This is a genomic window from Halobacillus kuroshimensis DSM 18393 (assembly GCF_000425705.1).
Lineage (GTDB): Bacteria > Bacillota > Bacilli > Bacillales > Halobacillaceae > Halobacillus > Halobacillus kuroshimensis.
Map to the genome: position 1 here is coordinate 90,119 of NZ_AUDY01000010.1, position 20,535 is coordinate 110,653.

Consider the following 20,535-nt stretch of genomic DNA (forward strand, 5'->3'; position numbering starts at 1 on the left):
CATGGTAGAATGAAGGAAAAGGCGTTTTCTTTAAGGGAACACTGGAATAATTACGCTGGAAAATGCAGACGCTCCTCTTTAAAGGAGAGAAAGGCATTTCCGGTTAAGGAGTGAGTTTATGGCTGAGAAAGTTGTATTGATTGATGGAAACAGTATCGCTTACCGGGCATTTTTTGCCCTGCCGCTGCTGAATAATGATAAAGGTGTGTACACAAACGCCGTCTATGGTTTTACGACAATGCTGCTTAAAATATTGGAAGAAGACCAGCCGGATCATCTGCTTGTCGCATTTGATGCCGGGAAAACGACTTTTCGTCATGAAACGTACCAGGAATACAAGGGTGGAAGGCAGAAAACACCATCTGAGCTGTCCGAACAGTTTCCTGTCCTAAAGGAACTGCTCGATGCGTTTGGAGTGAAATATTATCAGCTTCCGAACTATGAGGCAGATGACATTATCGGTACGCTGGCGACCCAGGCTGGAGAGAAAGGTCATGAGGTGAAGGTCATCTCCGGAGACAAGGATCTTCTGCAGCTGGTCAACGATCAGATCACGGTCAGCCTTACGAAAAAAGGGATTACGAACGTCGATACATATACCCCTTCTTTCCTTATGGAAAAAATGGAGGTGCGGGCAGATCAGATTATCGACTTGAAAGCTCTTATGGGAGATAACTCCGATAACATCCCGGGTGTTCCCGGTGTTGGAGAGAAAACGGCTGTTAAGCTGCTGAAGCAGTTTGATACGTTGGAAAACCTGTATGAGAACCTGGACGAGGTCAGTGGTAAAAAGCTGAAAGAAAAGCTGGAGACAAACCGCGGCAATGCTTTCATGAGTCAGCAGCTCGTAACCATCGAGAGAAATGCGCCGATTGATGTCAGCGTCGATACGATTGGCTATGAAGGATATCAAACCCAGCAGGTGAGCGGTTTCTTCAAAGAACTCGGCTTCCAGTCCCTGCTTCCGAGGATCCAGGAAGGCGGAGAAGGGGAGTCTGTGGCTGAGTCTCTGCCGGACATCGATGTGAAAGTTGTCGAAGAAGTAACACCCGATCTGTTTACAGGCGGGGAAGCGCTTGTCGTGGAGATGCTGTATGAAAACTATCATACCGCTCCAGTCGAAGGGATTGCCATCGTCAATGAGGATTCCAAAGTGGTCCTTTCTATGGAGAATGCCGTGAAGTCAGAAGCCTTTGTATCCTGGGCGGAGGATGCGTCCAAGGAAAAATGGGTCTTCGATGCAAAACAGACCGCTGTAGCTCTCATGAGACACGGCGTGGACATCAAAGGGATCAGCTTTGATCTGCTTCTTGCTTCCTACCTGCTGAACCCTTCTGAAAATAATCATGATATTCCTGCCATCGCCCATCGAATGGGGGAGACAGCGGTCCAATATGATGAAGAGGTTTACGGAAAAGGAGCAAAAATGAAACGTCCGGAAGACGATCAAGTCGTCTACGAGCATATTGCAAGGAAGGCTGCAATTCTGTATAAGCTGAAAGGGAATATGGAGGAACAGCTGAAAGCCAATGAACAGTATGAGCTTCTCGTTGAGCTGGAAATGCCTCTGGCTGTTATTCTCGGGCGGATGGAGCACCGGGGTGTCTCGGTGGATGTCAGCCGTCTGCAGGAAATGGGGGCAGAGCTTGAAGAGCGCTTGAATAAAGTAGAACAGGAAGTCTATGAGCTGGCGGGAGAAGAGTTCAACTTGAATTCTCCAAAACAGCTTGGACCGATTTTGTTCGAAAAACTCGGCCTTCCTGTCATTAAGAAAACGAAAACAGGCTATTCCACCTCCGCAGATGTATTGGAACAGCTGGAGGATCAACATGAAATCATTTCTAAAATTTTGTTGAACCGACAGTTGTCCAAGTTGAAATCCACCTATATTGAAGGACTGCTGAAGGTGGTTCATGAAGATACCGGTAAGATCCACACCCGTTTCAATCAGGCGCTTACCCAGACAGGACGTTTGAGTTCCACAGATCCGAACCTGCAGAACATTCCGATCCGGCTTGAGGAGGGACGGAAAATCCGCCAGGCGTTCATTCCGTCCAGGGAAGGCTGGGTCATGTTTGCCAGTGACTATTCCCAGATTGAACTGCGTGTACTGGCACACATTGCAGGGGATGAGAAGCTGATTGAAGCGTTCCGTGAAGATAAGGACATTCACACTCAGACCGCCTCGGAGGTTTTCGGTGTGCCGGCTTCGGACGTAACGGGTGAAATGCGCAGGCAGGCGAAAGCCGTCAACTTCGGCATCGTCTATGGAATCAGTGATTATGGCTTGTCACAAAGTCTCGGCATATCGAGAAAAGAAGCCCAGGCGTTCATCGATAAATACCTGGAAAGTTATCCGGGAGTCAAAACCTATATGGAAGAGTCTGTCCGTGAAGCGAAGGAAACGGGCTATGTGCGGACGTTCATGAACCGCAGGCGTTATCTTCCGGATATTACAAGCCGGAATTTCAATAAACGCAGCTTTGCTGAGCGGACGGCAATGAATACCCCGATCCAGGGCAGTGCGGCTGATGTCATTAAAAAAGCCATGATCGATCTGGAAGAAAAGCTCCAGGAAGAAAAGATGGAAGCAAGAGTTCTCCTGCAGGTGCACGATGAACTCATCATTGAAGCGCCGGAAGCCGAAATTAAAAAGCTGGAAACGCTCGTCGCAGATGTTATGGAAAACACCGTAGAGCTTGATGTACCATTGAAAGTGGATTCCTCTTATGGAAATACATGGTACGACGCGAAATAAGTAAGGAGAATGAGAGATGCCCGAATTACCAGAAGTGGAAACTGTAAGAAAAACGTTAAAGCATTTAACTGTAGGAAAAGAAATAAAGGATGTCTCCATTTTCTGGGGGAACATCATTAAACAGCCGAAGGATCCCAATGCCTTTGGTGACCTGCTTAGAGGACAATCCATCAAGGATATTGATCGCAAGGGGAAATTTCTCATTTTCCACCTTGATGACATTGCCCTCGTTTCCCATCTGCGGATGGAGGGGAAATTCGGCGTTTATGATGGAACGCTTGAAAAACCGAAGCATACTCATGTGATTTTCCATTTTACAGATGGAACAGAGCTCCGCTACAACGATGTCCGGAAGTTCGGCACGATGCATGCGTTTAAAAAGGGCGAAGAAGCCTTGAATAAACCATTGGTCCAGCTCGGCCCCGATCCTTTCGATGAGGCCTTCACCCTCGATTATTTTCATCAGAGGCTGCTGAAAACAAGCCGCAACATGAAGGCGGTCCTCCTGGATCAGTCCATTGTTGCCGGCCTTGGCAATATCTATGTAGATGAAGCGCTGTTCCGAGCCGGACTACATCCGGAACGGACGGCGAATACGCTGACGAGAGAAGAGGCCGAAAGCATCCGGGAAGCGAGCATCACGGTTATTCTAGAGGCAATCGAGCAGGGAGGCACAACGATCCGCTCCTACTTAAACAGCCAGGGTGAAATCGGAATGTTCCAACAGCAGCTCCGTGTGTATGGTAAACAGGATATGGAGTGCCTGAACTGTGGGACACCGATTGTTAAGACAAAAGTCGGCGGCAGGGGCACGCACGTCTGTCCAGTCTGCCAGCCGCTTCACGTATCTGAATAAACAGCCATATACTATCCCACTTCCATGTTAGAGGAGTGGGCGGTATGGGCATCGGGATGTTCATTTTTTTATTTGTTACAGCCGTAAGTGTCGACAGCTTCGGGATTGGCTGCGTGCTCGGGTTGAAAAAAGTAAAGCTCGCATTCTGGGGCATTGTGGTGATTGCCTCTGTTTCAGGTATAGTCTTTCTTCTTTCCTCCTATTTCGGTCAGCTGCTCGTTCAAGTTGTCAAACCGGAAATGGCGGAAAATGCTGGAGCTGTTGCCTTAATAGGTATCGGCATGTATTTTTTAAGACAGTTTTTTAAACAACATACCGAGGATCAGCAGGACCCCTGGCTGCACCCCGCAAAAGTTTTGAATGATCCAGTGACCGCTGATGTGGATAAGTCCGGAGGGATTCAAGGTAAAGAAGTGTGGCTGCTTGGAACCGCCCTTTCCCTTGATACCATAGGGGCAGGCATCAGTGGAGCGCTGATCGGTCTCCCCGTTCTGTTGACGGGTGGACTTATCGCTTCATCTACGTTTCTTATGCTCGGAACTGGAATGATGGCCGGGGCAAAACTGACGAACAGGGTGGAAAGTATCTCTATTCTCCCGGGGGTTCTATTGATTATCATCGGCTTGATCAAGCTATCGTAAAGGAAGGGTTTTATGACACTGGTCATTGGTTTAACCGGTAGTATCGCAAGTGGAAAAAGTACCGTATCCGGCATGTTCGATGAATGGGAGATTCCTGTCATCGATGCGGATCAAATATCGAGGGATGTCGTCCGCCCTGGTGAGCCCGCCTACGAGGACATCGTACGGGTTTTTGGGAAAGACGTCCTTTTTGATGATGGAACACTGGATCGCAAAAAGCTCGGGAAGGTGATTTTCAGCAGCGAAGGACGAAGGAAAGAACTGAACGATATCGTTCACCCTCGTGTCCGGGAAGAAATGATCCGGCGGCGGGAATCTTATAAAACAAAAGAGGCCAAAGCGGTCGTTCTGGATATTCCCCTTCTTTTTGAGAGCGGACTGACGGATTATGTAGAAAAGGTGCTTGTCGTTGCAGTCGATGAGGAAACACAGCTCCAACGGCTGATGGAACGGGATGGTTCATCGAGGGAAGATGCACAGGAGCGGATCGCCTCGCAGATTCCTGTCAGCCGCAAATCGGAAATGGCGGATGCGGTTATCGATAATAATGGAACGAAAGAGGAAAGCTTTCACCAATTAAGAGACATACTTCACCGGTGGGACCTCGTATAATAACACGTCTGAGAAAGACGTGTTATTTTTGTGTAAAATTATTGAACCCACTTCAAAAGCGCTTACAATATGTTATACTAATCCTAGAAATGATCCAAAAAGTATATCATATATAGGGGGCTGGAACATCATGGGGAAAACAAAGATCGCCATTAATGGCTTGGGAAGAATCGGACGTATGGTATTCAGACAGGCGGCAGTAGATGATACCGTGGAGCTTGTGGCTGTCAATGCCAGCTATCCTGCTGAAACGATCGCTCACATGGTGAAATATGACAGTGTTCATGGACGATTCGACGGAGAAGTACGTACGATTCCTGAAGGGTTAATGGTAAATGGGAAGAAAATCAAGCTCTGTTCTACAAGAAACCCGGCTGAGCTCCCTTGGAAAGAGCTTGGTGTGGACATCGTAATCGAAGCTACCGGAAAGTTCCGTACGAAGGATGAGGCTGCTCTCCATCTGGATGCAGGTGCAAAAAAAGTCATCATTACAGCTCCGGGTAAGGAAGTCGATGCGACCATTGTGATGGGGGTCAATGAGGATTCCTATTCCCCTGAAACGCATGATGTTATTTCCAATGCTTCGTGCACGACCAACTGTCTGGCGCCGGTGGTCAAAGTGCTGGAAGATGAATTCGGTATTGAAAACGGCTTGATGACGACGGTTCATTCTTTTACCAATGATCAGAAGAACCTGGATAACCCTCACAAGGATCTGCGGAGAGCCCGAGGGTGTACACAGTCGATCATACCGACCTCCACAGGAGCAGCCAAAGCCCTGGGAGATGTCATTCCAAGTATGAAGGGAAAGCTGAACGGAATGGCTTTACGTGTACCGACACCGAACGTCTCTTTAGTGGATCTAGTCGTCGATCTGAAGAAAGCGGTTACGAAGGAAGAGTTGAATGAAGCGTTCGCATCTGCCTCACAGAGGGACATGAAAGGTATTCTGGAGTACAGCGATGAACCACTGGTATCCATTGATTACACGACTTCTCCGTCTTCCGCCATCATTGATGGGCTGTCCACACAGGTGATGGAAGGCTCAAAAGTGAAAGTGCTTGCCTGGTATGATAATGAGTGGGGCTACTCCTGCCGCGTCGTTGATCTGGCGAAATATGTGGGAAAATTATTGAAACAGGAAAGGACGGCGAGAGTGTCTTAAAGGACGCCTCTGATTCCGGGTGAAGACTCTTCACGGCCCTTTTCAGGCTTCTTAAATATATCTTGCAAAAACGGGATAAACCCTTTATACTTTCTTTTGAACTTCTGAATTTCAAAAATCTTCATGTCTACTCAAAGGGTTAGGACCTCTCAGGACTAACTTTCCCCCGTGGTAGTACATGGCCGCAATTTCAGAGGGGAAGAAGTTAATGTACAAAGGGGGATCCGTTATGGATACAATGGGAAGACACGTAATTGCTGAACTATGGGATTGTAATGAATCAAAATTGAACGATATGTCGTATATAGAACAGGTTTTTGTTGATGCTGCACTCAAAGCCGGTGCAGAAGTGAGAGAGGTGGCTTTTCACAAGTTTGCCCCTCACGGTGTTAGTGGTGTTGTTATCATTTCAGAGTCACATCTGACGATACACAGCTTCCCGGAGCACGGATATGCAAGCATTGACGTGTATACGTGTGGAGACCGGATCGATCCCAATGTAGCTGCGCACTACATTGTGGAAGCTTTGGAAGCCGGCCGGAACGAAACGGTTGAAGTACCAAGAGGAATGGGTCCTGTAGAAGTCAAGGAAGCCCGTGCTCTGTAAATGCACAAAATGAGAAAGTCATGCAGGAGGTTCTGCATGGCTTTTTTTCTGCTTTCCTATTGGATAAAGCTGTCTGCTCTCTCCTTCTGTAAAACCGTTTCTAATTTTTTAAAGTCATGTTAAAATAAATTAAGATTATGTCGAATGGACTGAAGGAGTCAGATTAGTGAAAGCATTTATTTCCAGGTATCTCAACACTCATTCCGAAACCAGTGAACAGCATAAGGACACGGCCCTTATCACACACTATTACAAAGCCAAGCATGATGAGGTTTTCCGCGCCGTGGAAGAAATGTTCCCTTCACCTTCTGAAATCAAAGCCGTCTCCAGGGAGCGCGGAGAACTGACGATCACTTATAAAGGAAAACGGCGGGCCTTTGTTGTCGCAACAATCATTATGGTCCGTCCGTTCCGCACGGCCGTGGACTTTTCGGTCACCACTGATTCAGGAGGCCCTGTGGATTTCGGCTACAGCCGTAACCTGATCGTGCAGTTCTATGAACAGCTGGACCGGCAGTTTACAGCTGTGGATCCCGGATGATTGGATGATGAAACGAAGACGATGTGGAGTTGATCAAAGGTGAAGTGTCCAAACTGTCACTACAAAAGCACGAAGGTGCTTGATTCAAGACCAATAGAGGAAGGTCAGACAATCAGAAGACGGAGAGAGTGTGAACAGTGCGGCTTTCGTTTTACAACGTTTGAGCGGATTGAAGAGGTCCCTCTGATTGTCGTGAAAAAAGAGGGAACGCGGGAGGAATTCAGCAGGGAAAAGCTGATGCGGGGATTGATCAGAGCCTGTGAAAAGCGTCCGGTTGAAGTGGAAAAGCTTGAAGCCGTTACGCTCGATATTGAAAAGGAACTGAGGAACCGCGGCGTTTCAGAAGTGCTGAGTGAGGATATCGGCGAAATGGTCATGGGCCGTCTCTCCGAAGTTGATGAAGTGGCCTACGTCCGGTTTGCGTCCGTTTACCGCCAGTTTAAGGATATAAACGTATTTATTGACGAATTGAAGGAATTAATTAAAGATGATCATGACGAATGAGCCTGAGCCGGCTCATTTTCTTTTTCATAGATTTGGATGAACGAAGGAGGTGTAGACGATGAATCAATCCATTGGCAGACTGCTGCCTGTAGACGGTTTTAAAATCAGGAACGGCGGAGAAATGCCTCGAAATTTTCATCGTTCGTTATCCCATCTATACCAGCCGATTGTAGGACGTCTGGCTGTATCTCTCTACCATTTACTGCTTTCTGAAGCCGATCTTGCGGATCAGGATACGGTTCAGACCCACCATTCATTGATGGCTTACCTTTCCGCTCCTCTGGATAAAATTTATCAAGCCAGAGGGAGGCTGGAGGCTCTTGGGTTGCTGAGAACGTATCGTTCGAACGAAGAGAGCGACCAGACTGTCTATATTTATGCGGTTCACCCCCCTTTTACGCCGGAGGAATTTTTCCAGGATGACATGCTCGCGCTTCTCTTGACCCATGAATTGGGTCAGGACAAGTATGAACAGGTGAAAAGCCGGTTTGTTAAGCCTGAGCCTTCGGTGGAAGGATACGAAGAAATCACGGCTTCTTTTGACGAAGTGTTTCATCATAAAATGATGGAGTCTGTGCAGAGGGAAACCGAAGTGATTGCGGAGCAGAAGCGTTTTCAGGAATACCGCGGCCCCCGAACCTCGGAAAGCCGCGTCGATTTCACCTGGCTCCGCCAAGCGCTTCAAAAGAGAATGTATCCAAGTGAACGGATCTTGACGGGACGGAATAAGAAACTGATCATACAGCTGGCGACGTTGTATGATTTGTCCAACGTTGAATTGGAAAAAGCGGTGACATGGGCCATAGATGAAAATCACTGCTTAGTCGAGGAAGAGTTTAAGGCTGCATGTCACGACTTTATGAAAGAAGAAAAAAATGTACAGCCCGCCTCTGTCGATGATCGTGAGAAGTGGGCGTCCATGGAAAAAGAGACGACAGGATCCAAGGAAGACCAGTTTATTGAAATGCTCGAGCAGATATCCCCGAGGGAGCTGCTTGAGGATTTATCCAACGGCAACCGTGCATCGGAACAGGATTTGAAGCTGATCCGGGATGTCATGACCGAACAAGGCATCACAGCCGGGGTTATGAACGTGCTTGTCCATTATGTGATGTTGAAAACGGATATGAAATTGTCGAAATCCTACATGGAGAAAATCGCCAGCCACTGGGCGCGTAAAAACGTGACCACCGTGCGCCAGGCCATGAATCTGGCCAAGGCAGAGCATCAGAAATACCAGCAGTGGGGCCGTCAGAAAACACAGAAACGGACCTCCCAAAAAGACGAAGTCATTCCTGTCTGGTTTAATAAACAGGAAGAGAAGCAGCATGCCGCAGCGTCTGCTGAGCCTCAGGTCGATAAAGAAGATATCGCAGCCAGAATCGCGAGGCTGACCAATAGAGGAAACTAGAGTAAGGGGTGAATGGAATGGAGCCCATTCAGCAATCGTTGAAAAAATGGATGAAAGAGAACAAGCAGTTTCAGCAGCGCTACAATCATATGAAAGCGGAAGTCCTGGACTCTGCTGAAGTCCAGCGTCTGATGCAGGAAAATGAAGGCCTGGATGAAAAAGCGGTGGAGAAACACTTGATCAAGCTTTATGAATACAGGACCCAATCGAAAAACTGCGAAAAATGTCCGTCGAGGGAGGCGTGTATCAACATCCTGCCCGGATACGTTCCATCGCTGGAAGTGGAAGGGACCGACATCAAGCTGATTTATGATAAATGCAGACGCCAGCGTTCACAGGAGCAGCAGTCGTATCAGAAGTCATTGGTAAGCAGCCTTCATATGCCTAGAGAAATTCTGGAAGCATCGCTGGAACGAATGGATCTGGAAGACCCCGACCGCGGAGGGGCGGTAGCGAAAACCGTCCAGTACATTGAAACTCTCAGGGATGAGCTTCCTGCAAAAGGATTGTATTTCCATGGACCGTTCGGTGTGGGGAAAACGTATTTCCTCGGGGCGGTCGCCAATGCTCTCAGTGACAAGCAGATCCCATCGATGATTATTTATATGCCTGAATTTGTAAGGGAAATGAAATCATCCATCAAAGATGATTCCCTCAATGACAAAATCACCGCCTTTAAAGAAACGCCGGTGTTAATGCTGGACGATATCGGAGCAGAGTCCCAGTCGGCCTGGTTCAGGGATGAGATATTAGGCAGTATCCTGCACTATCGGATGATGGAGCGTCTGCCTGTCTTTTTCACCTCCAACTATACGCTGAATGAGCTTGAAAAAGTGTTGATGACAAGCAGCCGCGGCGATGTGGAACAGGTGAAAGCCAAGCGGATTACCGAACGGATCAAACAGCTGAGTGAAACGGTTTATGTCGGCGGTCAGAACAGGCGTTCATAAATCTTTGTGAACAAGAAGGTCAGTGACATGATTTACCTATCCCTTTCATAAATATAACAATGAAAAGACGAGCCGGTCTTGATGATATTTTCTATGCTTCCAGGAAGCATTGATGATAGACATAGGATGGAAAGTCGGGATGAGGGGGAATTCTGGTGTTTGACTTATCTTTTTCCAAGCGTCTGGAAGCCGAAACGTTTTATAATGCCATCGTTTCCGAGCAGAAGCTGTGGGTTTATGAGGAGAGCGGAAAACGTTTTTCTGTCAAATTGATGCATGCTTCCTCAAGGGAGTCTGCCTATGTGGATGTCGTGCGTGCGCTGCACCATGTTGTCAGGAAAAGGAAAATCCCTGCCTGGATGGAAGGAGTCCTCCGGTTCTCCTATCACTTCGAGGATGCCGATGAAATTCAGCGCATTCTTGAGATTGAGCAGGACTTTGACTCCCATCCTCCAGCAGGTCTGCGGCTTCCGCCCATTCACCACTACATCAAGTCTTTTATACAGGAGTACGTGCATGTAAGGGATACCGTCCTGTTTGATGACTTGAGTGCCGGCTGTCTGGCGCATGTCCACAGATGCCTTACGGATTATACAGGCAAGGTCATTGATGAGTATAAGCAGGAGGAATCGTATCAGCTGCTGGTCGATTCATGGCGTCACCGTGTTCATCATCAGGATACGGGAGTGCAGCTTCTTCATATTCTCGATGACCGTGGACTGACTTACTTCCACGATGAAGGCAATCCGCTGAGTGATTCGGAGACGCGTCTCTACCAAAAGCAGTACCCGGATGAAGCCGTGTCTGATCTTCCTCTTGAATGGCCGGTCACGCCGGCGCTCGTCCATGCCCCTGAGGAAATCATCATTTACTCCGATCAGGCGGAGAATTCCAACTTGGAACTGCTGATGAATATCTTTGAGGAAAAGGCTGTCTGGAAGCCCAAATCGCAATTTCCTTTTTAAAGCCCTTGATTTCCTTTTCGCAAATGGATATAATACGTACATATTAAATCAATGGCTTTGATAAGGATACGAACGGAAAGTGGCGTATGATCAGAGAGAGGAGTCATCGGCTGGAAGCTCCTTCTTAACGGCTTATCGTTTACCACCTTGGAGCCCTGTCTGTGAAATGATTCAGAGTAATGGACAGCGACTGATCCGCGTTAAGGATATTGAAGCCGCAGCCTTGCGAGGATGCGGGAACCTGGGTGGAACCACGAGAGACAACGCTCGTCCCTTAGCACTATGCTGAGGGATGGGCGTTTTTTTATATTTATTTAGAAAAGGAGTGTTACACATGGCGGATGCGATTCAAATCAAGTTCCCAGACGGAAACATCAAGGAGTTTGAGAGAGGGATCACAGGGGAAGACGTCGCTAAATCGATTTCTTCAGGCTTGAAAAAGCAGGCCCTGGCCATAAAGCTGGACGGCGAACCTTACGACCTGAGACGTCCGATTGAACAGGATGGGGAAATTGAGATTCTTACCTATAAAAATCCGGAAGGCTTGGAAGTGGTGCGCCACTCTACAGCCCACCTGATGGCACAGGCCGTTAAACGCCTTTATGGAAACGTCAAACTTGGCGTTGGTCCGGTCATTGAAAATGGATTTTATTATGATATCGATATGGAGGAATCCCTGACACCGGAAGATCTTCCGAAAATCGAAAAAGAAATGCAGAAGATTGTAGATGAAAACCACGAAATTGAACGCATAGAGCTTTCAAGGGAGGAAGCGATCGAAAAGTATAAGGAAATCGGCGATGAGCTGAAGCTTGAACTGATCGAAGCCATCCCTGAAGGCGAACAGGTGACGATTTATAAGCAGGGGGAATTCTTTGATCTCTGCCGCGGCGTCCACGTTCCACAGACAAGTAAAATCAAAGTCTTCAAGCTGTTGAGCATTTCCGGTGCCTACTGGAGAGGGGACAGCGACAATCAAATGCTTCAACGTATCTACGGAACGGCCTTTGAGAAAAAAGCCCATCTGGATGAATACCTTCAGATGCTTGAAGAAGCGAAGGAACGCGATCACCGTAAACTCGGTAAGGAACTGGAGATCTTTACGATCAACCAGAAGGTCGGTCAGGGACTTCCGATGTGGCTGCCAAAAGGTTCGACCATCCGTCGTACAATTGAGCGCTACATTGTAGATACAGAAGAGCGCCTGGGATACGATCACGTGTATACACCTGTTTTGGGAAGTGTTGACCTGTACAAAACAAGCGGACACTGGGATCACTATCAGGATGATATGTTCCCGACAATGGAAATGGACAACGAAGACCTTGTTCTTCGACCGATGAACTGCCCGCACCATATGATGGTCTATAAAAACCAGATGCACAGCTACCGGAACCTGCCTGTCCGTATTGCTGAACTGGGTACGATGCACCGCTATGAAATGTCCGGAGCTCTTGCCGGCCTGCAGCGTGTGCGTGCCATGACATTGAATGATGCGCATATTTTTGCCCGCCCGGATCAGCTGAAAGATGAATTCAAGCGTGTTGTCCGTCTCGTTCAGGAAGTGTACCGCGATTTCGGTATTAACGATTACTACTTCCGTCTGTCCTACCGTGACCCAGAGGATAAGGAAAAGTACATCGACAATGATGCCATGTGGGATAAAGCGCAGGGGATGCTGAAAGAAACGATGGAAGACATGAAACTGGAGTATGTGGAAGCCGAAGGAGAAGCTGCTTTCTACGGTCCGAAACTGGATGTTCAAGTGAAAACGGCGCTTGGTAAGGACGAAACGCTTTCGACTGTCCAGCTGGACTTCCACCTTCCAGAACGCTTTGATCTGACATACGTTGGGGAGGATGGAGCCGATCACCGTCCGGTCGTTATTCACCGTGGGGTCGTGTCGACAATGGAACGTTTTGTTGCCTTCCTTATTGAAGAATACAAAGGTGTCTTCCCGACATGGCTTGCCCCTGTCCAGGCGAAAATTATTCCAGTATCTGCAGACGTCCATCTGGACTATGCGAAAAAACTGGAAGATGAACTTCGTGAAGCTGGTGTGCGTGTCGAAGTGGATGAGCGGAATGAAAAAATCGGTTATAAGATCCGTGAAGCACAGATGCAGAAAATCCCGTTCCAGCTTGTCGTTGGAGATAAGGAAATCGAAGACCATGCTGTAAACGTCCGTCGCTACGGAGAACAGGATTCTGCTACAAAGTCCGTAGACACGTTCAAGTCTGAAATCAAAAATGAAATTGATCAGAAGCTTCTGAGAAAGTAAGCAGAAGAAGCGGAGACGATTTTGTAAACCCATACCAGGTTGGAGGAGTTTTCATCCTGGTATGGGTTTTTATCATTTTATCTCGTTTTGTTTTCACGCCGAGTACCTCCGGGCAGACGCCGGATCTTCTTCCTCCAGGTATTGGTTTGCAGGAAAAGGATTGATTTTTATCTGGATTTCGATTATCCTTGATTAGGTAGTCAGACAAACAACATTTGATTGTTGACATGCATCATCAGGCATGCTATTATTGTTTAGGTAACTGAATGAACGGATCTAGAGACAAGTAGGAGCACCCGCTTCTCACCTGATCGACGCTGATAAAGCAGTTGGCAGGTCACTAATTCCTTAAATGTTAGGATACGTGTGGGTGCAGAATGTGTACCGACACTTTTTTTATTTTCAGCAGGAATCTTGTCGATGACAGATCTCATATAAGTTTTCTAAAACTAGTTGGAGGTGGCTCGATATTAGCAAGGATAACATGAACGTTAATGAAAAAATCCGTGCCCGTGAAGTCCGTCTGATCGACGTAAATGGTGAGCAGCTTGGAGTTAAATCCCGTAACGAAGCGCTTGATATTGCAGCAAATGCAAATCTTGATCTTGTTATGGTGGCCCCAAATGCGAAGCCTCCGGTTTGCCGAGTGATGGACTACGGAAAATATCGTTTCGAGCAGCAGAAGAAAGACAAAGAAGCTCGTAAGAAACAAACCGTCATCAAAGTGAAGGAAGTGCGTCTCAGCCCAGGGATTGAAGACCACGACTTTAACACAAAACTTCGTAACGCACGCAAGTTCTTGTCTAAAGGTGACAAAGTGAAAGCATCTGTCCGTTTCCGCGGACGTGCCATCACACACAAAGAACTAGGGCAGAAAGTACTCGAACGCCTGGCTGAAGAGTGCAAAGATGTCGCCCAAGTTGAGACCAAGCCTAAAATGGAAGGTCGCAGCATGTTCTTAATGCTTGCTCCTCTGAGCGAGAAGTAAGACAAAGTATCAAGTTTAAAGGAGGAAATTCACATGCCAAAAATGAAGACCCACAAAGGTTCTCAAAAACGCTTCAAAAAAACTGGGACAGGTAAAGTGAAACGTTCCCACGCTTTCACAAGCCACTTGTTCGCGAACAAATCAACTAAGCAAAAGCGTAAGCTTCGTAAAGAGGCACTGGTTTCTGCAGGAGACTACCGCCGTATCAAGCATATGCTTCCGAAAGACTAATAAAGACTGATTTAATTAGGAGGGATTACCATGCCACGAGTAAAAGGTGGAACAGTGACACGTCAACGTCGTAACCGTGTCCTTAAACTAGCAAAAGGTTATTATGGTTCAAAACACGCACTATTTAAAACTGCTAAACAGCAGGTAATGAAATCAGGACAGTACGCTTACCGCGACCGTCGTCAGAAAAAGCGCGACTTCCGTCAGCTTTGGATCGCTCGTATCAACGCTGCAGCGCGTTTGAACGACATTTCCTACAGCCGTCTTATGCACGGTCTTAAACTTGCGGGTATCGAAGTGAACCGTAAGATGCTAGCTGACCTTGCTGTCAATGACGCCCAAGGTTTCGCAAGTCTTGCAGAGCAAGCAAAATCTGCTCTTAAGTAATTTTATGAGAAGAGCCATTTCCGTCCGGTTGGAAATGGCTCTTTTTTTATACCCTGTTTGAATACATAAGGGGAGCGTGAAGGTGATGATGTATGCAGGATTGTTTTATCTCGGAGTGAATATCTGGCTGTTTATCCTGATGGGAGTGGACAAGAAGAGGGCAAGAGAGCAGAAATGGAGAATACCCGAAAAGCAGTTATGGCTGGCGGCTTTGCTGGGAGGCGCATTCGGAGGAGTGCTCGGGATGAAGGTGTTTCGTCATAAGACGAAGCATAAGTCGTTTACCGTCGGTTTTCCATTACTCATAGCCGCGCATGGCGTATTGATCTGGTATTTGTACGTGCGGTTCTACACCTGAGTATCTTGTCATAAGATGTAGGCAGGGAGGGGATTGACGTGGGCGGGACAACGACAGCAGTGCTGGCATGGTTGGAACATCAGGAAGCCTGGGCGCCGCTCTTGTTTATCGGAATTCATCTGCTTCGGCCTTTTTTGTTTCTACCGGTCATGCTTGTCTGCATAACCGGAGGAGTATTGTTCGGACCGATTGCGGGAACCGCGTACTCGGTCATTGGGACGATGATATCCAGCCTGTTGTTTTACCGGACGATCCGGATGGTGCCTTGGGTGATGAAAAGGATGGCGGGAATCAAGGAGCGATGGATGAAAAAACAGGCATCTCTGTCCGTCAAGCAGGTAGCAGTGCTGCGTCTTGTTCCTTTTATTCACTTTCACCTGTTGTCTTATTGTCTTATTGAAAGCAGCGCAGATTTTAAGGATTATGCGAAATCATCTTTATTTGCTAATTTTCCACTCGCCTTTATTTACACATCTGTCGGTCAGTGGGTCACGCTTTTTTCGCTGCCGATGATGGTCGCTTTTTCAGGCGCGCTTGTTGGTGTGAGTTTCATGATCCGGAAGAAAAGTGAAGTGTTTTTATGGAACGATTTCTTCCAGACGAATCCATAAAAGAACAACCCTCTGCAGCAAAGGGCAGAGGGTTGTTTTAATGGAAATCGTCATGATTTTTCAGTGGATGGATAATCAGGCGGTTGATCGGGTACTTCCATTCGATAGAAGCATGTGGATAACGGAGAAGGATTTCTTTTTCCATAAAGTATATATCTTCCCGTTCCAGCCCCTGAAGCTTGTTCGGGTCGTGGGCACTTACATTGATGGTAACGACCTCAAAGGCATCTTCGGTTGTCCCTAAATATTTTTCCCCTTCAAACACATGACCTTTCAAAGTCATCAGGAAATTCTCTTTCGTATCTTCCTGGTTATCATGAAAGTAAAATTCTTTTTTATCCCGGGCGAGATCCAGCTTTCTCCTTGGATTGACGATGAATTTATAAGCGGTGTACATAATAAAGGCTATCGCCAGAAGCAGCAGTAGTCTGAACAAAAGGATGATCATGAGCATCGGACTCCTTCCTTGAAGGTACGTGCCTGCTATACGTATCAGCATGTCTTTTTGTTTCAGAAAATGATACATTATTATCGATGATTTTTTTAGGAGGGACAACCAATGTTTTGGGAATCGTTATATCAGATGCAGGAAAGACTGGATCATTATATTGAACAACAGCACAATTTGGAGAAAAGCGCTTATGTCGAATCCAAAATCCTGGCCTTATTTGTAGAGCTTGGCGAGCTGGCGAATGAAACACGCTGCTTTAAATTTTGGAGTACAAAAGGGCCGAGCGCTCCATCGGTCATTCAGGAAGAGTATGTAGATGGGGTTCATTTCCTGTTGTCCCTTGGTTTGGATCTTGGCTTCCGCTATACCAGCCAGGAAGAAGAGAGCCGCTCCATGACAGAGACGGAAGCATTTTTGGACGTATACAGCAGCGTAGAGACGTTCCGTCATGAACAGACGAAGGGAAACTACGAAGAACTGTTTCGCGCCTACGTTTCCTTAGGGCGGACCATCGGAATTACGGCAGAGGATTTGAAAGAAGCGTATATAAATAAAAATGAAGTGAATTTTAAAAGACAGGACCAGGGCTATTAATTATAAAATGGCAGAATTTTTGTGAAATCGCTTCAAAAGGTTTATAATAACATTGGACAGAAAAAGGAGGATTTGAATACATATGGCTAAAAAAGATGAAACACTGCAGATGTTGAAAGATCTGACGGATGCGAAAGGTGTACCGGGGAACGAAAGGGAAGCCCGTGACGTCATGAAGCAGTACATCACTCCCTATGCGGATGAAGTCTTCACAGATAATCTTGGAAGTCTGATTGCGAAGAAAGTAGGAAATAAAAAGGGCCCGAGCGTTATGGTCGCCGGTCACCTCGATGAGGTTGGATTCATGGTTACCCGCATTGATGATCATGGCTATATTTATTTCCAGACCGTCGGAGGATGGTGGAGTCAGGTTATGCTCGCCCAGCGTGTTACGATTATGACACGTAATGGCGACCTTACCGGTGTGATCGGTTCAAAACCACCGCACATCCTGCCTGCGGAGCAGCGCAAGAAGGCTGTGGAAATCAAGGATATGTTCATCGATATCGGCGCTTCCAGCCGTGAAGAGGCGATGGAATTCGGTGTGAAGCCGGGAGATTCTGTCGTTCCATATTTTGAATTTACACAGATGAAAAATGAAAAAATGCTGCTGGCTAAAGCATGGGATAACCGCATCGGCTGTGCCATTGCGATTGAAGTGCTGAAGCAGTTGAAGGGTGAAAAGCACCCGAATACGGTTTACGGTGTCGGAACGGTTCAGGAAGAGGTCGGTCTCCGCGGTGCCCGCACATCCGCCAACCTGATCAACCCTGATATTGCTTTCGGTGTCGATGTCGGTATTGCCGGGGATACTCCGGGTGTATCAGATAAAGACGCTTCCAGTAAAATGGGAGACGGCCCGCAGATCATCCTGTACGATGCCTCTATGATTTCCCATAAAGGACTTCGTGATTTTGTTACGGATACAGCGGATGCGAACGACATTCCTTATCAGTTTGATTCCCTCGCCGGCGGCGGCACGGACTCAGGTGCCATCCACTTAAGCCATGATGGGGTTCCAGCTCTTTCTATTACGATTGCTACGCGTTATATTCACTCTCATGCGGCTATGCTTCACCGTGATGATTTTGAAAATGCGGTACGATTAATTGTAGAAGTTATTAAAGGCCTGGATGCTGATACAGTCAAAGAAATTACCTTCCAGTAATACTAAAAAGCCAGCCGTAAAGGGCTGGCTTTTTTCGTGCTTATTTCTGTTGTTTTAAGCCTTGTTCTAATGTATCAAGAATTTCCTGGCGTTCCTGTTCATCGGATTCTTTCCACAGCATTTCAAAGAATACGCCAAGCCCGGGAAGCATTTTTTCCTCACCCTTCTGCAGGGCATCATCAATAGTGGCTTCAAGCTGTTCGGCATTATGATTGCTGACATTGGACAGAATCGCTGCGCGCAGATTTAAATTCATCGTCGCGTCCTCCTTTGTAATAGGATTCGAAAATTATTCATGATTAGTTTGACCAACCGTGGTGTGGCTATGTATGATGAATGAGAAATAAATAGGAAAAGAGGGACGATAATGCTCACTTCCTTACAAAATGCAAAAGTGAAGGATTGGAAGAAACTACATAAACGAAAGTATAGAAATCAAACAGGTACGTTTCTTGTAGAAGGGTTTCATCTGTTTGAAGAGGTGATGAAAAGCGGCTGGACCGTTAAAGAATTGATCATCCGCGAAGAAACGGACATCGAACTTCCGGATGATATTCCTTATACGATTGTCAGCCGGGATGTTTTTGCGTCCGTTGCTGAAACCGAAACGCCTCAAGGGATTGCTGCTGTTGTCGCTAAAGAAGATTATACCTTTACGCCGGGAAGCCTTACTTTGATGCTTGATGCTGTACAGGATCCGGGGAATATCGGGACACTGATCCGTACAGCAGATGCTGCCGGTTTCGACCAGGTCATTGTCGGTACGGGTTCTGTGGATATTTTTAATGATAAAGTGATCCGTGCTTCTCAAGGATCTCTGTTTCATTTACCGGTCTTTACAGGAGACCTCGGCGCTTACGTGCAGGTATTGAAGGATCAGGGTGTGGAAATCTGGGCCTCTGCGCTGGAGAACGCCGTCTCTTTTAAAGAGCTGGCGGTTCCTGAGAAAGCTGCTTTAGTGATTGGAAATGAAGGCAGCGGAATTTCAGAAGAACTCATTGAGGCAGCAGACCAGCAGGTGTATATTCCGATATATGGTCAGGCAGAATCATTGAATGCTGCTGTTGCCGGTGCTGTTCTTATGTATTATTTGAAAAGCTGAGGTTGCATCCAGCAGCAACTTTGACTATAATTAATGCAGTTCTAACAATTACATGGATCAATAGCTTTGATAGAGCAAAGTAAATGAATGGGAATCGTTTCAGGGAGGAAGCACCATAGACTGGGAGTGCTGCCATCGTGACATTCGTTGAAATTTCACTCTGGAGCTGGCCGTTTCGGCCCGGATGAACGTCCGTTATTTCATACAAGTGGGCACCACAGGTGTCAACAAGGGTGGTACCGCGAAACAAACCATACAAGTCTCGTCCCTTTTTACAGGGAGGGGGCTTTTTTTATTTTCATTAAAGGAGGAATTACTGATGAAGGAACGTTTAGAGCAGCTGAAACAGGAAGCGCTGCAGAAGGTGGAGAACGCTGATTCCATTCAAGGGTTGAAAGACATTCGTGTTGAGTACCTTGGGAAGAAAGGACCAATCACGGAAGTACTCCGCGGCATGGGGAAATTATCGAAGGAAGAGCGCCCGGTCATCGGACAGCTCGCTAATGAAGTGCGTGAGAGCATTGCAGATGCGATCGAAGCGAAACAGACAGGTCTTGAGGACGAGGCGCTTGAGAAACAGCTGGAAGAGGAAAGCATTGATGTCACCCTTCCTGCCCGTCCGGTTCACGTAGGCGGCCCGCACCTGCTGACGAGCATTGTAGAAGAAATTGAGGATTTATTCATCGGTATGGGCTTTGAAATCAAGGAAGGACCAGAGGTGGAAACCGATTATTACAACTTCGAGGCGCTGAATCTGCCGAAAGGCCACCCGGCCCGTGATATGCAGGATTCCTTCTACGTTACAGAAGAGTTGTTGATGCGTACCCATACTTCGCCTGTACAAGCAAGAACGATGGGGGCAAGAAACGGTGCTGAACCTGTTAAAATGATCTGTCCTGGTAAAGTGTACCGCCGTGATACCGATGATGCCACGCACTCCCACCAGTTCACCCAGATTGAAGGTCTGCTTGTAGATAAGCATGTCCGCATGAGTGATCTGAAAGGCGTACTGAATGCATTTGCGAAGCAGATGTTCGGAGCGGAACGTGAAATCCGCCTTCGTCCAAGTTTCTTCCCGTTCACAGAACCGTCGGTTGAAATGGATATTTCCTGTAAAGTGTGCGGAGGTAAAGGCTGCTCTGTCTGTAAGGGAACGGGCTGGATTGAAATTCTCGGCGGGGGCATGGTCCACCCGAACGTATTGGAAATGGCCGGCTATGATTCCAGTGAATACTCCGGCTTTGCTTTCGGAATGGGACCTGAACGGATCGCCATGCTGAAATACGGAGTAGACGATATCCGTCACTTCTATACCAACGATATCCGGTTCTTGGAACAGTATCATAAAGCTTAA

At 47.2% G+C, this 20,535-nt stretch carries 23 protein-coding genes and 1 other annotated feature; of the genes, 21 read left to right on the forward strand and 2 right to left on the reverse strand.

Going from position 1 to position 20,535, the window contains the following annotated elements:
* The first annotated feature begins 118 nt into the window (after positions 1-118).
* The 17 genes from polA to H615_RS0110940 all read left to right on the forward strand — a co-directional run bounded on the left by polA (position 119) and on the right by H615_RS0110940 (position 15,866).
* Entirely contained in the window at positions 119-2,758 is a 2,640-nt protein-coding gene (polA, locus tag H615_RS0110850; RefSeq protein WP_027955169.1) for a DNA polymerase I, read from the forward strand.
* Positions 2,759-2,774: 16 nt separating this feature from the next.
* Complete coding sequence (gene mutM, locus H615_RS0110855; protein ID WP_027955170.1) at positions 2,775-3,614, forward strand: DNA-formamidopyrimidine glycosylase; 840 nt, start codon at positions 2,775-2,777, stop codon at positions 3,612-3,614.
* A gap of 44 nt (positions 3,615-3,658) precedes the next feature.
* Positions 3,659-4,255, forward strand: a complete 597-nt coding sequence (locus tag H615_RS0110860; RefSeq protein ID WP_027955171.1) for a manganese efflux pump — start codon at positions 3,659-3,661, stop codon at positions 4,253-4,255.
* A 12-nt stretch (positions 4,256-4,267) separates the two neighbouring features.
* On the forward strand, positions 4,268-4,867 hold the full coding sequence (gene coaE / locus H615_RS0110865) for a dephospho-CoA kinase (protein ID WP_027955172.1): 600 nt from the start codon (positions 4,268-4,270) through the stop codon (positions 4,865-4,867).
* Between the two features lie 130 nt (positions 4,868-4,997).
* Complete coding sequence (locus H615_RS0110870; RefSeq protein WP_027955173.1) at positions 4,998-6,032, forward strand: glyceraldehyde-3-phosphate dehydrogenase; 1,035 nt, start codon at positions 4,998-5,000, stop codon at positions 6,030-6,032.
* A gap of 229 nt (positions 6,033-6,261) precedes the next feature.
* Entirely contained in the window at positions 6,262-6,639 is a 378-nt protein-coding gene (gene speD, locus H615_RS0110880) for an adenosylmethionine decarboxylase (protein ID WP_027955174.1), read from the forward strand.
* A gap of 166 nt (positions 6,640-6,805) precedes the next feature.
* On the forward strand, positions 6,806-7,180 hold the full coding sequence (locus H615_RS0110885; RefSeq protein ID WP_027955175.1) for a hypothetical protein: 375 nt from the start codon (positions 6,806-6,808) through the stop codon (positions 7,178-7,180).
* A 39-nt stretch (positions 7,181-7,219) separates the two neighbouring features.
* Positions 7,220-7,684, forward strand: a complete 465-nt coding sequence (gene nrdR, locus H615_RS0110890; protein ID WP_027955176.1) for a transcriptional regulator NrdR — start codon at positions 7,220-7,222, stop codon at positions 7,682-7,684.
* A 58-nt stretch (positions 7,685-7,742) separates the two neighbouring features.
* The gene (locus H615_RS0110895; protein ID WP_027955177.1) at positions 7,743-9,095 is read left to right on the forward strand and encodes a replication initiation and membrane attachment family protein; all 1,353 of its coding nucleotides are present in this window, start codon (positions 7,743-7,745) and stop codon (positions 9,093-9,095) included.
* A gap of 17 nt (positions 9,096-9,112) precedes the next feature.
* Positions 9,113-10,045 carry a primosomal protein DnaI gene (gene dnaI / locus H615_RS0110900; RefSeq protein WP_027955178.1) on the forward strand — a complete coding sequence of 311 codons (933 nt, stop codon included), beginning with the start codon at positions 9,113-9,115 and terminating at the stop codon, positions 10,043-10,045.
* A gap of 155 nt (positions 10,046-10,200) precedes the next feature.
* Positions 10,201-11,010, forward strand: coding sequence for a sporulation protein YtxC (gene ytxC, locus H615_RS0110905; RefSeq protein WP_027955179.1), 810 nt, complete (start codon positions 10,201-10,203; stop codon positions 11,008-11,010).
* A gap of 334 nt (positions 11,011-11,344) precedes the next feature.
* The gene (gene thrS / locus H615_RS0110910) at positions 11,345-13,291 is read left to right on the forward strand and encodes a threonine--tRNA ligase (protein WP_027955180.1); all 1,947 of its coding nucleotides are present in this window, start codon (positions 11,345-11,347) and stop codon (positions 13,289-13,291) included.
* A 278-nt stretch (positions 13,292-13,569) separates the two neighbouring features.
* Positions 13,570-13,694 (forward strand) — a sequence feature (ribosomal protein L20 leader region).
* A gap of 81 nt (positions 13,695-13,775) precedes the next feature.
* Positions 13,776-14,279, forward strand: a complete 504-nt coding sequence (gene infC / locus H615_RS0110920; protein WP_027955181.1) for a translation initiation factor IF-3 — start codon at positions 13,776-13,778, stop codon at positions 14,277-14,279.
* A 33-nt stretch (positions 14,280-14,312) separates the two neighbouring features.
* Complete coding sequence (gene rpmI, locus H615_RS0110925; protein ID WP_027955182.1) at positions 14,313-14,510, forward strand: 50S ribosomal protein L35; 198 nt, start codon at positions 14,313-14,315, stop codon at positions 14,508-14,510.
* Positions 14,511-14,540: 30 nt separating this feature from the next.
* Positions 14,541-14,897 carry a 50S ribosomal protein L20 gene (gene rplT / locus H615_RS0110930; protein WP_027955183.1) on the forward strand — a complete coding sequence of 119 codons (357 nt, stop codon included), beginning with the start codon at positions 14,541-14,543 and terminating at the stop codon, positions 14,895-14,897.
* Positions 14,898-14,982: 85 nt separating this feature from the next.
* Positions 14,983-15,255, forward strand: coding sequence for a DUF1294 domain-containing protein (locus tag H615_RS0110935; RefSeq protein ID WP_035532084.1), 273 nt, complete (start codon positions 14,983-14,985; stop codon positions 15,253-15,255).
* 38 nt (positions 15,256-15,293) lie between these two features.
* Complete coding sequence (locus H615_RS0110940; protein WP_051254684.1) at positions 15,294-15,866, forward strand: TVP38/TMEM64 family protein; 573 nt, start codon at positions 15,294-15,296, stop codon at positions 15,864-15,866.
* A 37-nt stretch (positions 15,867-15,903) separates the two neighbouring features.
* Here the strand turns inward: H615_RS0110940 and H615_RS0110945 are convergent, their stop codons facing one another.
* A complete protein-coding gene (locus tag H615_RS0110945; RefSeq protein ID WP_027955186.1) occupies positions 15,904-16,314 on the reverse strand; it encodes a hypothetical protein in 411 nt (136 codons plus the stop codon).
* A 111-nt stretch (positions 16,315-16,425) separates the two neighbouring features.
* Here H615_RS0110945 and H615_RS0110950 point away from each other — a divergent pair, with 111 nt between their 5' ends.
* Together H615_RS0110950 and H615_RS0110955 are read left to right on the forward strand one after the other, a co-directional pair.
* Positions 16,426-16,911, forward strand: coding sequence for a dUTP diphosphatase (locus tag H615_RS0110950; RefSeq protein WP_027955187.1), 486 nt, complete (start codon positions 16,426-16,428; stop codon positions 16,909-16,911).
* Positions 16,912-16,993: 82 nt separating this feature from the next.
* The gene (locus H615_RS0110955; RefSeq protein WP_027955188.1) at positions 16,994-18,079 is read left to right on the forward strand and encodes a M42 family metallopeptidase; all 1,086 of its coding nucleotides are present in this window, start codon (positions 16,994-16,996) and stop codon (positions 18,077-18,079) included.
* A gap of 40 nt (positions 18,080-18,119) precedes the next feature.
* Here the strand turns inward: H615_RS0110955 and sspI are convergent, their stop codons facing one another.
* Positions 18,120-18,335, reverse strand: a complete 216-nt coding sequence (gene sspI / locus H615_RS0110960) for a small acid-soluble spore protein SspI (protein WP_027955189.1) — start codon at positions 18,333-18,335, stop codon at positions 18,120-18,122.
* A gap of 111 nt (positions 18,336-18,446) precedes the next feature.
* Here sspI and H615_RS0110965 point away from each other — a divergent pair, with 111 nt between their 5' ends.
* Positions 18,447-19,181, forward strand: coding sequence for a TrmH family RNA methyltransferase (locus H615_RS0110965; RefSeq protein ID WP_027955190.1), 735 nt, complete (start codon positions 18,447-18,449; stop codon positions 19,179-19,181).
* Between the two features lie 319 nt (positions 19,182-19,500).
* On the forward strand, positions 19,501-20,535 hold the full coding sequence (pheS, locus tag H615_RS0110970) for a phenylalanine--tRNA ligase subunit alpha (RefSeq protein WP_027955191.1): 1,035 nt from the start codon (positions 19,501-19,503) through the stop codon (positions 20,533-20,535).

What these genes read in the sequence shown, in the direction of transcription:
- H615_RS0110935 (WP_035532084.1), top strand. Translation starts at nt 14,983, where the DNA reads ATGATGTATGCAGGATTGTTTTATCTCGGAGTGAATATCTGGCTGTTT.
- polA (WP_027955169.1), top strand. Translation starts at nt 119, where the DNA reads ATGGCTGAGAAAGTTGTATTGATTGATGGAAACAGTATCGCTTACCGG.
- speD (WP_027955174.1), top strand. Translation starts at nt 6,262, where the DNA reads ATGGATACAATGGGAAGACACGTAATTGCTGAACTATGGGATTGTAAT.
- infC (WP_027955181.1), top strand. Translation starts at nt 13,776, where the DNA reads ATGAACGTTAATGAAAAAATCCGTGCCCGTGAAGTCCGTCTGATCGAC.
- H615_RS0110860 (WP_027955171.1), top strand. Translation starts at nt 3,659, where the DNA reads ATGGGCATCGGGATGTTCATTTTTTTATTTGTTACAGCCGTAAGTGTC.
- H615_RS0110870 (WP_027955173.1), top strand. Translation starts at nt 4,998, where the DNA reads ATGGGGAAAACAAAGATCGCCATTAATGGCTTGGGAAGAATCGGACGT.
- pheS (WP_027955191.1), top strand. Translation starts at nt 19,501, where the DNA reads ATGAAGGAACGTTTAGAGCAGCTGAAACAGGAAGCGCTGCAGAAGGTG.
- H615_RS0110950 (WP_027955187.1), top strand. Translation starts at nt 16,426, where the DNA reads ATGTTTTGGGAATCGTTATATCAGATGCAGGAAAGACTGGATCATTAT.
- thrS (WP_027955180.1), top strand. Translation starts at nt 11,345, where the DNA reads ATGGCGGATGCGATTCAAATCAAGTTCCCAGACGGAAACATCAAGGAG.
- H615_RS0110965 (WP_027955190.1), top strand. Translation starts at nt 18,447, where the DNA reads ATGCTCACTTCCTTACAAAATGCAAAAGTGAAGGATTGGAAGAAACTA.
- rpmI (WP_027955182.1), top strand. Translation starts at nt 14,313, where the DNA reads ATGCCAAAAATGAAGACCCACAAAGGTTCTCAAAAACGCTTCAAAAAA.
- coaE (WP_027955172.1), top strand. Translation starts at nt 4,268, where the DNA reads ATGACACTGGTCATTGGTTTAACCGGTAGTATCGCAAGTGGAAAAAGT.
- sspI (WP_027955189.1), bottom strand. Translation starts at nt 18,335, where the DNA reads ATGAATTTAAATCTGCGCGCAGCGATTCTGTCCAATGTCAGCAATCAT.
- dnaI (WP_027955178.1), top strand. Translation starts at nt 9,113, where the DNA reads ATGGAGCCCATTCAGCAATCGTTGAAAAAATGGATGAAAGAGAACAAG.
- H615_RS0110955 (WP_027955188.1), top strand. Translation starts at nt 16,994, where the DNA reads ATGGCTAAAAAAGATGAAACACTGCAGATGTTGAAAGATCTGACGGAT.
- rplT (WP_027955183.1), top strand. Translation starts at nt 14,541, where the DNA reads ATGCCACGAGTAAAAGGTGGAACAGTGACACGTCAACGTCGTAACCGT.
- H615_RS0110895 (WP_027955177.1), top strand. Translation starts at nt 7,743, where the DNA reads ATGAATCAATCCATTGGCAGACTGCTGCCTGTAGACGGTTTTAAAATC.
- H615_RS0110945 (WP_027955186.1), bottom strand. Translation starts at nt 16,314, where the DNA reads ATGATCATCCTTTTGTTCAGACTACTGCTGCTTCTGGCGATAGCCTTT.
- mutM (WP_027955170.1), top strand. Translation starts at nt 2,775, where the DNA reads ATGCCCGAATTACCAGAAGTGGAAACTGTAAGAAAAACGTTAAAGCAT.